Origin of the sequence: Sphaerisporangium corydalis, from assembly GCF_025506355.1 — a bacterium.
Lineage (GTDB): Bacteria > Actinomycetota > Actinomycetes > Streptosporangiales > Streptosporangiaceae > Sphaerisporangium > Sphaerisporangium corydalis.
In genome coordinates this window covers 83,051-93,547 of record NZ_JANZYP010000035.1, presented here as the reverse complement: position 1 = coordinate 93,547, position 10,497 = coordinate 83,051, and the positions used below count along the sequence as shown (strand labels likewise).

At 74.2% G+C, this 10,497-nt stretch carries 10 protein-coding genes; 4 read left to right on the top strand and 6 right to left on the bottom strand.

Features of this window, described 5'->3' with window-relative positions:
• On the top strand, positions 1 to 1,394 hold a 1,394-nt coding region (locus tag NYZ98_RS23350; RefSeq protein ID WP_262845024.1), incomplete at its 5' end, for a LuxR family transcriptional regulator.
• Positions 1,395 to 1,626: 232 nt separating this feature from the next.
• On the opposite strand, the gene NYZ98_RS23345 is transcribed toward NYZ98_RS23350, so the two are convergent.
• The 3 genes from NYZ98_RS23345 to NYZ98_RS23335 form a co-directional block, all read right to left on the bottom strand.
• Positions 1,627 to 1,878, bottom strand: coding sequence for a hypothetical protein (locus NYZ98_RS23345; protein ID WP_262845022.1), 252 nt, complete (start codon positions 1,876 to 1,878; stop codon positions 1,627 to 1,629).
• Positions 1,879 to 2,022: 144 nt separating this feature from the next.
• Positions 2,023 to 3,255 carry an aminotransferase class III-fold pyridoxal phosphate-dependent enzyme gene (locus tag NYZ98_RS23340; protein ID WP_262845021.1) on the bottom strand — a complete coding sequence of 411 codons (1,233 nt, stop codon included), beginning with the start codon at positions 3,253 to 3,255 and terminating at the stop codon, positions 2,023 to 2,025.
• Between the two features lie 5 nt (positions 3,256 to 3,260).
• The gene (locus tag NYZ98_RS23335; protein WP_262845019.1) at positions 3,261 to 4,211 is read right to left on the bottom strand and encodes a carbohydrate kinase family protein; all 951 of its coding nucleotides are present in this window, start codon (positions 4,209 to 4,211) and stop codon (positions 3,261 to 3,263) included.
• 85 nt (positions 4,212 to 4,296) lie between these two features.
• Between NYZ98_RS23335 and NYZ98_RS23330 the strand changes: the two genes are divergently transcribed.
• Both NYZ98_RS23330 and NYZ98_RS23325 read left to right on the top strand, forming a co-directional pair.
• On the top strand, positions 4,297 to 5,001 hold the full coding sequence (locus NYZ98_RS23330; RefSeq protein ID WP_262845017.1) for a TetR/AcrR family transcriptional regulator: 705 nt from the start codon (positions 4,297 to 4,299) through the stop codon (positions 4,999 to 5,001).
• Complete coding sequence (locus tag NYZ98_RS23325) at positions 4,998 to 5,621, top strand: class II aldolase/adducin family protein (RefSeq protein ID WP_262845016.1); 624 nt, start codon at positions 4,998 to 5,000, stop codon at positions 5,619 to 5,621. Before NYZ98_RS23330 ends, NYZ98_RS23325 begins: the two co-directional genes overlap by 4 nt.
• Here NYZ98_RS23325 and NYZ98_RS23320 read toward each other — a convergent pair whose 3' ends face one another.
• On the bottom strand, positions 5,622 to 6,410 hold the full coding sequence (locus NYZ98_RS23320; RefSeq protein ID WP_262845014.1) for a protein kinase domain-containing protein: 789 nt from the start codon (positions 6,408 to 6,410) through the stop codon (positions 5,622 to 5,624).
• A gap of 144 nt (positions 6,411 to 6,554) precedes the next feature.
• On the opposite strand from NYZ98_RS23320, the gene NYZ98_RS23315 reads away from it, so the two are divergent.
• Positions 6,555 to 8,522 carry a cation:proton antiporter gene (locus NYZ98_RS23315; protein ID WP_262845012.1) on the top strand — a complete coding sequence of 656 codons (1,968 nt, stop codon included), beginning with the start codon at positions 6,555 to 6,557 and terminating at the stop codon, positions 8,520 to 8,522.
• A 115-nt stretch (positions 8,523 to 8,637) separates the two neighbouring features.
• Here the strand turns inward: NYZ98_RS23315 and NYZ98_RS23310 are convergent, their stop codons facing one another.
• The gene (locus NYZ98_RS23310) at positions 8,638 to 10,053 is read right to left on the bottom strand and encodes an FHA domain-containing protein (RefSeq protein WP_262845011.1); all 1,416 of its coding nucleotides are present in this window, start codon (positions 10,051 to 10,053) and stop codon (positions 8,638 to 8,640) included.
• Positions 10,050 to 10,493 carry a hypothetical protein gene (locus NYZ98_RS23305; protein WP_262845009.1) on the bottom strand — a complete coding sequence of 148 codons (444 nt, stop codon included), beginning with the start codon at positions 10,491 to 10,493 and terminating at the stop codon, positions 10,050 to 10,052. Before NYZ98_RS23305 ends, NYZ98_RS23310 begins: the two co-directional genes overlap by 4 nt.
• Positions 10,494 to 10,497: the final 4 nt, after the last annotated feature.

Below are 10,497 nucleotides of genomic sequence, written 5' to 3'. Positions count from 1 at the left end.
CGAGTGCCGGGGTGGGGGGTGGCGGGCGGGGGCTCGACGAGGCGACCGGCACGCGGCTCGTCCTCGCCCGCGCGAGCAACCTGGCCTGGGGCATGAACCGCCTCGACGAGGCGCTCGACCTGCTCGACCGCACCGAGGCCACCCTCGGCGACCCCGGGTCGCGGCGGCAGATCGCGATGCGCCGGCTGGACCTCGCCTCCAGCGCGGCCAAGCCCCGCACCGCGCTCGACCTCGGCACCGCCCTGCTGCGCGCGGTGCCCGCGGGACCGCAGCGCATCCAGACGCTCAAGGCCCAGGCGCTCGCCCTGTGCTACGCCGGGCGCACCGGCGAGGCCGTCGCCGTCGCCCGTCAAGCGCTCACGGACGCCGGGTCCTGGCAGGACGCGATCCCCGCGATGGTGTCGCCCCTGCACTCCGCGTGGGCGATGGCCGGGCTGTTCGCCGGGGACCTGACGGCGATGGAGGAGGCGGTCGCCTCGATGGAGGCCGCCGTCGCCGCGCAGCGCGGCTGGTCGCTCGGCGAGGGCAGCCTGGCCCTGGCCAAGGGACACCTCGCGACGGCGCGCGGGCGGGTGGAGACGGCCCTCGGCGTGCTCCACGACGCGGCGCACCACCCGACGGCGCTCACCGTCGGCGGATGCATGGGGGCCTACGCCGCCGCCCAGGCGCTCCTCGGGGACGCCGAGGGGGCCCGCAGCACCCTCGACGAGGCGCTCGCGCGCAACCGGGCCACCTGGACGGGCTTCACCCGCTGGGTGGCCCTGACCCGCGTGTGGGTCGCGGCGGCGTACGGCGACACCGGCGCGGCCGTGGAGCTCGCGCTGGCGTTCGCCGAGGAGTGCAGGGACGCCGAGCTGCCGGGCTTCGAGTTCGTCGCCCTGCACGACGCCGTGCGGCTCGGCGGCGCCGCCTACGCCCTGGCCCGGCTGGAGGAGCTCCCCGCGCTGCACGACGGGCGCAGGGTCCTGCTCGCCCGCGACCACGCGCGGGCGGCGGTCGCCGGCGACGGCGCGGCCCTGCTGGCGGTCGCCGACGGCTTCGAGGGGCTCGGCATGATCCTGCACGCCGCCGAGGCGGCCGCGCAGGCGGCGCCCCGGCTGCGCAAGGACGGCAGGCACCGGGCCGCACTCGCCGCCACCACACGCGCGTGGACCCTGACCCGGCGGTGCGAGGGCGCCCGCACGCCCGCGCTGCGCGGCCTGGCCGCGCCGGGGCTGACCGGCCGGCAGCTCGAGATCGCCCAGCTCGCCGCGCAGGGCCTGAGCAACCGCGAGATCGCCGACCGGCTGGTGCTGTCCATCCGCACGGTCGGCAACCACCTGCGCGCCGTCTACGAGCGCACCGGCCTCCGCGACCGCGTCGACCTGCGCCACCTCTTCGACGGCACCACCTGACCGACCCGGCAGACCCGGCAGATCCGGCAGGTCCGGCAGGTCCGGGAGGTCCAGCAGGTCCGGCAGGCACAGCAGGTCCGGCAGGCCCAGCAGATCCAGCGATCCGGGAGGTCCGGGAGGTCCGGCGGGTCCGGGAGGTCCGCTACGCCCGGCCGCGGCCGTCCGGAGGACCGGTGACGCGTCCCTCCCCGGAAACCGGCCCGGGACCGTCGCGGCCCGGGCCGGGCGGGGTTCAGGTGGTGGCGGCGCGCCAGGCGTCGGTGAGCATGGCGGCCACGTCGACGTCGCCGGTGCCGTTGCGCTCGGTGACCCGTTTCCCCACGCGGACCATCGCGGTGACCTCCTCACCCCGGCCGCGCAGCCACATCTCCCACGACGCCGCACCGGGCCCCGTGCCGGCGAGCGCCCGCCCCATCGGTGCCAGCCGTGACACGGCCCCGCAGCCCGGGCAGGCGAACGACCCCGGTGCGAGCGGCCGGTCCACGCGCGTGTCCGTACGTGCTTCCCCCTGCAATTCCATGGCTCCCGCTTCCCGAGACGCCGTGCCGGCCTCGGTGCCGGCGGGCCGTCTCGCAATCAAGAGCGGGAACGGCCCGCCGTGATACCTGCCGCGCCGGAATGATTTCGGTCAGTCGCTCCCGTACTTGGCGTGGAGCCTGGCGAAGGCGGCGTCGGTGCCGGCCAGGGCGCGGTCGATGTCGGCGGGGGTGTGCGCGGCGGACAGGAACCAGTTGTGCCACGGGTGGAGGTACACGCCCTCCTCCAGGCACGCGCTCGACCAGTACATGGCCTTCTCCAGGGTCGTGTCCCCTTCGAAGGACAGCCACGGGATCTGGACCGGGCCGGTCTGGTTGACCACGAACCCGTGGGAGGCCGCCTGCGCGGCGAGTCCTTCGCGCAGCCGGGTGCCCGCCTGCTCCATCAGCGCGAGGCCGCCGGTGTCGCGCAGCGTCTCGATGGTCGTCTTCGCGGCGGCCATGGCGACGGCCGAGAACCAGAACGACCCGGTGGAGTACAGGGTCTGCGCGGGGCCCCGCAGGGCGTCGGTGCCGGTGACGGCGGCGATGGCGTACCCGTTGGCCATGGCCTTGCTCCACGCGGTCAGGTCAGGCCGCACGCCGAACGGCTCCCAGGAGCCGCGCAGGTCCAGCCGGAAGCCGGCCCGCACGTCGTCGATGACCAGGGCCGCGCCGATGCGGTCGGCGAGCGCGCGCACGCCGCGGGCGAACGCCGGGTCGGCCAGTTCCTGGTCCTCGAACGAGTCGTGCTTGAACGGCGTCACGATGATCGCGGCGACGTCGCCGTCGGCCTGGGCCGCCGCGGCCTCGGCGCCCGCCAGGTCGTTGTAGGGGTACTCGATGAGGTCGGCGCGCTCGTTGGGCGTCGTGCCGGCCAGGCTCGGGGTGCACCACGGGTCGGCGCCGTGGTAGGCGCCGTGGGCCACCAGGACCTTCGTGCGGCCGGTCGCGGCGCGGGCCACCATCAGGGCCTGCGTCGTGGCGTCGGTGCCGTTCTTGGAGAACATCACCCAGTCGGCCGAGGGGATGGTGTCGACCATCAGCTCGGCCAGGTCCACCATGACCGGTCCCGGCCCGTTCAGGCAGTCTCCGGCGGCCTGCTGGGCGGCGACGGCCGCCTCCACGCCGGGGTGCCGGTGGCCGAGGATGATCGGCCCCCAGCTGCACATCAGGTCGACGTACTCGCGCCCGTCGGCGTCCCACTGGCGGCAGCCCTCGCCCCTGACGAAGAACTGCGGGAAGCCGGGGGCGAAGATGGCGGCGTTGAGGTGGCCGTACATGCCCCCGGGGATGACCTTGGCCGCCCTCTCCCGGAGGTGCGCGTCGGACATGGGTTCGGTCATCGCGTTCAGATCCCTTCGGTGCCTTCGGTGCGTTCGTTGCCCGCGGCCTCGACGAGCGCGACGGACATGCCGTCGAGTCCCGCGTCCGAGCCGAGGCCCCCGGCGACGCGGGCGGCCACGGCCGTGCCGAGCCGGGCCGAGGCGACGACGTCCCGGCCGTCGAGCAGCCCCGCGATGAACCCCGCGCAGTAGGCGTCGCCGCATCCGGTGGTGTCCACTACGGGCACGTCCAGGGCGGGCACCCGGACGTGGCCCTTGGCGGTGGCGACCAGGCTGCCCTGGCTCCCGAGGGTGACCAGCACCGTGGAGGGGCCGTCGGCCAGGAGCAGGTCGGCCGCGGTCTCCACGTCGGAGGCGCCGGTCATCAGCAGGGCCTGCTCCTCGTTGGGCAGGAAGTGGTCGACGTAGGGCAGGAAGGCGCGGGCGCCGGGCATGAGCTCGGGCATGTTGGACAGCAGGTCCATGGTGACCAGCGTCCCGCCCGCCCTGGCGGCGCGGAGCAGCTCGTGGAAGGCCGGGTCGTGCAAGCCCCAGGTCACGTCCATGCCGCCCAGGTGGACGACCCGCGCCCCGGTGACCAGGGCCGGGTCCAGGTCGGCGAGCGCGTACCCGAGGTAGGCCCCGGGCACGTGGAAGGAGGGACGGCCGCCGTCGGGGCGGATGGGCAGGATCGAGGCGGCGGTCTGCTCGCCGGGCCTGCGCACCACGCCGCGGACGTCGACCCCGTGCCTCGCCATGATCATGACGAGGAAGTCGCCCAGCTCGTCGTCACCCGCCGCGCCGGCCGAGGCGACCGGGACGCCCAGCTTGGCCAGGTCGACGGCGGTCCCGGCGGCGGCCCCCGCCGCCGTGATGCGGATCTGCTCCAGCAGGTGGGTGTCCTGGCCTTGGGGAATGAACTCCACCGGTCTGGCCAGCACATCGACGATGTGCACCCCGAGCGTGACGACGGTCATGTATGGATCCTTCTGATATAAGAGACCTGCCGGATAATAGACGGGCGTCCGACTAAAATGTCAAGCACCTCGCGGAAGGACCGGGATGCCGAAGATCGTCAACCACCAGGAGCGCCGGCAGGAGGTGGTGGACGCCGCCCGCCGTGTCATCCTGCGCGAGGGCATCGACGCGGCCACGACCAGGGCGATCGCCAAGGAGGCCGGATACTCCAACGGCGTGCTGACGCACTACTTCGCCGACAAGGACGACATCCTGCTCTCGGCCCTGCGCTCCTCCCACCGCCGCATCGCCCACCGGCTGAAGGACAAGCTCGCGGGCCGCACCGGGCTGTCGGCGCTGCGCGAGCTGCTCGCCGACAACCTGCCGCTGGACGACGAGCGGGCCGGGGAGAGCGCGCTTGAGGTGGGGTTCTGGGGCCGGAGCCTGGCCGGCGGCACCCTGCTCGACGTGCAGCGGGAGGAGGCCGCCGAGCTGCGCTACATCGTGCGCACCCTGCTGGACGCCGCCGCGCAGGCCGGTGAGATCTCCACCGGCGAGAGCCTGGACGACGTCGCCGAGCGGCTGCTCGCGCTGGTCGACGGGCTGAGCCTGCACCGGCTGCTGTACCCCGGCCGGGTCTCCCCCGAGGTCCTGCGGCGCCTGATGACCGCGGAACTGGACCGCCTGGCCGTACCGGCGGACGGCGCGAGCACAATACCGGCGGACGGCGCGAGCGCCACGTCGGCCGGCGGCGGCACCGTCACACCGGCGGACGGCGCGAGCGTCGCACCGGCGGGAGGGACGGCGTGATCCTCGGTGGCGAGCGGGAGCGGCTGTGCGAGATCGGGGCGCGGATGGTGGGCACCGGCCTCGTGCTCGGCACCTCGGGCAACATCAGCGTCCGGAACGGCGACCTGGTCGCGGTGTCCCCCGGCGGGGTGGCCCTCGACCGGCTCACCCCCGAGAGCTGCCCGGTCCTCGACATGTCGGGAAACGTGGTGGAGGGGGACCATAAACCGTCCTCCGAGGTGCCGATGCACCTGGCCCTCTACGCGGACACCGGCACCACCGCGATCGTGCACACCCATTCCCAGTACGCCGTGGTGGTGTCCGCCACGATGACCGAGCTGCCGCCGATCCACTACAACGCGCTGCTGCTCGGCGGCGTGGTCCGGGTGGCGCCCTACGCGACGTACGGCACGCCGGAGCTGGCCGCGCACGTGCGCGCGGCCCTGGCGGGCAGGCAGGCGGCCCTCATGGCCAACCACGGCGCCGTCGCCATCGGCGCCGACCTGGACCAGGCCCTCGCGTCCGCCCGGCTGCTGGAGTGGCTGTGCACGGTGTACGTGCAGGCCAAGATGGTCGGGGAGCCTCACGTGCTCACCGAGGAGGAGCTCGTCGCCGTGATCGAACGCGCCGCCAGGGGATAGTCAGGCGGAGAGCCGGTACAGGGAGTCGGCCAGGCCGAAGGCGGTGGGACGCTTGGCCGCGTCGCCGATGCACGCGCCGACCAGGTCCGACAGCTCCGGCTCCAGCTCGGGACCGATGACCGGCGGAGTACTGTACACCTTCCGCAGCGTCAGCAGCGGGTCGTGCGTCGGCAGCTCGCCGTACAGGCCGTGCCCGCTCGCCGCCCAGTGCAGCGTGGCGCCAAGCGACCACACGTCGCACCCCGGCGAGGGCTTCTCGCCCTGCAGCAGCGCCGGGTCGGTGAACTCCACCGACCCGAGCCCGCCCATGCCGGTGATCGTCGCCCCCGGCATCAGGACCTGGGACAGGCCGAGGTCGGAGAGCTTGCCGCCGCCGTCGGTCAGCAGGACGTTCACCGGGCTGATGTCGCGGTGCACGATGCCCTCCTCGTGCAGGGCCTGCGCCGCGCGGGCCGCGCAGGCGACCGCGCGCACCACCCCGTCGCGGGAGGGCGGCTCCGCCGGCGCGGCGAGCGACCCGCCGGGGATGTGCTCCATGGAGTAGTAGAAGACCCCGCCCTGCTGCCCGGCGTCGTACAGCGTGACCAGGAAGGGCGAGCGCACCGCGGCGAACGCCTTCAGCTCGCGGGTGGCCCGCCGGAACGCGTCCTGCCCCGTGCCCCCCACGACCTTCACCGTGACGTACTCCGCGTCGACCGGCAGCCTCGGTGGTTTTCTCGCCAGATAGAACTCGCCATGGTTGCCCGCTCCCAGCGACCGGACGAACTCGTAGTCGGCGATGCCCTCCACCTTGCGTTCCTCTCCTCGACACGCGCGGATCGGCCCGGCGTGCGCCGCGAGGCCTCGCGCCGGCCGCCCCGGTCGGGGTACCGTCGCGTTGACCATTATCAGGGGCTGAGATCAGGGTGTCGTCACTCGCTGGGGACGTGTTCGATGCTGCGCGTGGATGTGCTGTTACTTGACCTGGTGATCGTGCTCGGAGCGGCCCGCCTTCTCGGCCTGCTCGCCAAGCGCGTCGGCCAGCCACCGGTGATCGGGGAGATCGTCGCGGGGATCCTGCTGGGTCCCACACTGCTGGGCCCGTGGATCGGCGACGACCTGTTCGGCCCCGACATGCGCCCGGCGCTGTCGGCCCTGGCCGACGTCGGCCTGATCCTGTTCATGTTCGTGGTCGGCCTGGAGCTCGACCAGAAGCTCGTGCGGGGCAAGGGGAAGGTGGCCGCGAGCATCTCCGTCGGCTCCACCGTCGTCCCCTTCGTCCTCGGTGTCCTGCTGGCGCTCACCCTCGCGGACGAGCACGCGCACGGCAGGACCCTGGCGTTCGTGCTGTTCCTCGGCGCCGCGATGTCGGCGACCGCGTTCCCGGTGCTCGCGCGGATCCTCACCGACCGCGGCATGCAACGCACCATGATCGGCGGGCTCGCGCTGGCGTCCGCCGCCGTCATCGACGTGCTGGCCTGGACGGTCCTGGCCGTCGTGGTCGCCATCGCGGGCACGGAGGCGGCGACCGGCCAGTGGCAGATCCTGCTGGCGGTGCCGTACGTCGCGCTGATGTTCTTCGTGGTGCGTCCGCTGCTGGCCCGCCTGGTGCCCGCCTTCGAACGGGCGGGACGCATCACGCCCGGCCTGCTGTCGATCGTGCTGCTCGGCCTGCTGACCTCGGCGTGGGCGACCGAGTGGATGCACATCCACTTCATCTTCGGCGCGTTCCTGTTCGGCGCGGTGATGCCCCGGGCGGGCGCCGAGAAGCTCAACCACCAGATCCTGGAGCGCCTGGAACAGCTCGCGGTGCTCCTGCTGCTGCCGATGTTCTTCGTCGTGTCCGGGCTGAACGTCAACCTGCGCACGCTGACGGTCGGGAGCTTCGGCGTGCTCGCGGCCATCCTCGCGGTCGCGATCGGCGGGAAGCTGGCCGGCTCCTACCTCGGCGCGCGGCTGCGGCGGCTGCCGGGGCGCCAGGCGTCCGCGCTGGCCATCCTGCTCAACACCCGGGGCCTGACCGAGATCGTCATCTTGACGGTCGGCCTGCAGAAGGGGGTGCTGGACGGCGAGCTGTACTCCCTCATGGTGCTGATGGCCCTGCTCACCACGGCGATGACCGGGCCGCTGCTGCGCCGCGTCTACCCCGACCGCAGGGTCGCCAGGGACATCGCCGAGGCCGCGCGCGTCACCCTGGACGGGACCACCTCCTACCGCGTGCTCGTCGTCATCCCGGGTGACCCGCTGGACGCCGGGCCGCTCGCCTGGCTGGCCGCCTCGCTGGCGAGCGCGCGTACGCCGTCGGAGGTGGTGCTCGGCCACCTGCAGCCCTATCCCGCCGGCCGCCTGGAGGTGGGCACCGGCCTGTCGTCGGAGCTGGCCGGCATGACCGAGACGCTGGGCGCGCTGGAGGCGCTGGCCGCCGGCGTGCGCGGCCGCGGCCCCGAGGCGCGGGTGGTGAGCCGGTTCTCGGCCGACGTGGCCGCCGAGCTGCCGGGGCTCGCCGAGTCCGCGCGGCCCGACGTGGTGGTGCTCGCCCGCGACACCCCCGGGCTCGACCGCGTCGTCGCCGAGGCGACCTGCCGCACCGTCACGGTGCTGCCGGGCACCTACGAGATGACCGGGCCGGTGGCCGTGCACCCCGGCCAGGACGACGCGGCCGCGCACATCGCCCTGCAGCTCGCGCTCGCCACCGGCCGCCCGCTGGTGGTGCTCGGGCGGGGCCGGGGCGCGGCCCTGGCGCAGCGGCTCGCCAGGCTCGGCGTGGAGACGACCTCGGCGGACGAGGCGCCCTCGGGCGCGCTGGTCGTGGCGGCGGCGGGCGCCGCCGCGCCCTCGGGCGCGCACCTGCTGGTCCGCGCCGAACAGGACGCCGACCCGGTCGACTGGGCGGCCGTCACCCCGTCGAAGGTGGGCGGCTGACCGGAGCGGGTCACCGGAGACGGGCGGCGACCGGTGCGCGCCGGTCGCCGCAGGTCGGTGACCGGCCGCGCGGGCCGGGCACCGCGGGTGGACGACCGGCCGCGCGGGCCGGCGCTCAGCCCTTGCGGTGGGACTCGTAGCGCATGGTGCGTGACACGCCGACGCGCACCGTCGTGCCGGGCAGGATGGGCACCGGCTCGTTCGGCGGGATGTCGTAGAAGTTGGGGTCCCCCGGCGGCTGCACCTGAGTGCCGTTGACCGAGCCCAGGTCGATGAGGTTGACGTCCCACGCGTCGAGCCGCACGCGCAGGTGGCGCCGGGAGACCGACCCGTCCGGGCTGGTGACCTTGGCCGGCCTGGCCTCCCCCGAGGTGACCTCCGGCGCGCGTTCGGGGTCGCGCCCGAGCAGGTAGTCGCTGTCGAGCCGCAGGGTCATGCCGTCGTCGAGCAGGAGCACGCCGAGCGGCGGCCGCTCCCCCTTGTACGGCACCAGGGTGCGCTGCACCAGCGCGATGCCGCACACCGCGCAGTAGGGGACGCGCGGGTCGTTGAAGTGGTCGTTCTTGCAGTCGACGCCGTAGACCATCGGGCGGTTCAGCGGCTCGGGGGTGGGCCCGGCCTCGGTGGGCTCCAGGATCGAGCCCGGCGTCCCGGCCTGCTGCTGCTCCCCCTGCCCGTCGATCAGCAGGTACGACTCGAACTCGGGCTGCTCCTCGGGCACGGGCACGCCGCCGCCGAGCGCGGCCATCTCGGGGTCGGTGACCAGGGCGGGCGGCTGCTCGAACTCCCGGCGCTGGACCGGGGGCACGTCGGGGGGCGGCGGGCCCTGCGGGGTGACGGGGTGCGGCGGCGGGGGCTCGGCGGGACGCGGCCCGGCCATGGCGGGCCCGTGGTCCGGCTCCGGCAGGCTCGGGCCGGTGTCGTGGCGGCCGTACTCCACCGGCTCCCGGGGCCGGACCGGCTCGGGCGGCGGCGGGGCCGTGGGCCGGGGCGGCTCGGAGGCCACCGGGGCCGCCGAGGACCGGGAGTGCTGCGATACGGGCGCGACGTGCCCGCCGGACTCGGTGTAGTCGCAGGTCAGGCCGCCGCCGGGGATGACGCCGCCGTCGAGGCGGGCCTGCCTGATCGGCTGCCCGGCGTCGGGCAGGCGCAGCTCCACTCCGGAGATCGGCCCGGGGACCAGGCGGTCGGTCCAGGTCAGGACGTCCTGGCCGTCGAGCCTGACGTCGGTGCCCGGCCCGGTGATCGTCACCTGCGCGTCCCCGCTGACCAGCACCGCGATGCCACCGCCCGCGCGGCCGGCGACGGCGCAGGTGATCGGCTCGGCCGTCATCGACCGCGCGAGGACCTGGGCGACGCGCCGGGCGAGGGCCCGGCCGTCCCCGCCGCCGGCGGCGGTCTCCTGGACCGCGTCCAGCAGTTCCCCGGCGACGGCGCCGGCCGCGTCGCACACCAGCAACAGGCCGCCCACATGGGCGATCAGGCCGTTGCCGGGAAGCGGACGCACCACCCCCACGCCTTGCTCCGTCACAGAACTCTCCCTCCCCGAAAACGCCACCTGATGAACGGCACCCGCATCGGCCCGTTGGCCACCAGCCAAACACAGATCCAGACCACCACGAACTGCGTCCAGAAGGCCGAGGCGGGCGGGACCGGGTCGATGACGCTACCGATGGCACCGGACCGTAGCAAAAACAACAGCAGAAGTCCTTCTGGCACAAGTGTCAGCAAACCGAACAGAGTGGGCCAATCCTTCTCCCACCGGAACTGCATCAGGAAGTGGTAGAGCAGCTCCCACAGCACCCCGAGGACGGCGACCGCCGCCAGCACCGAGAATCCGGTGAGGTAGTCCTGGGAGAGCGGCCCGGTGAGGCCGGGCAGCACGGGCACGATCAGCGCCGTGATCACCACGCCCACGGTGGCGAGCAGGAACAGCCGCGTCTGGATGCGGCCGATCAGTGTCGGAACCACGCGG

Excerpts from the sequence above, each read along its gene's own strand:
- NYZ98_RS23340 (WP_262845021.1), bottom strand. The coding sequence starts at position 3,255 with ATGACCGAACCCATGTCCGACGCGCACCTCCGGGAGAGGGCGGCCAAG.
- NYZ98_RS23335 (WP_262845019.1), bottom strand. The coding sequence starts at position 4,211 with ATGACCGTCGTCACGCTCGGGGTGCACATCGTCGATGTGCTGGCCAGA.
- NYZ98_RS23330 (WP_262845017.1), top strand. The coding sequence starts at position 4,297 with ATGCCGAAGATCGTCAACCACCAGGAGCGCCGGCAGGAGGTGGTGGAC.
- NYZ98_RS23315 (WP_262845012.1), top strand. The coding sequence starts at position 6,555 with ATGCTGCGCGTGGATGTGCTGTTACTTGACCTGGTGATCGTGCTCGGA.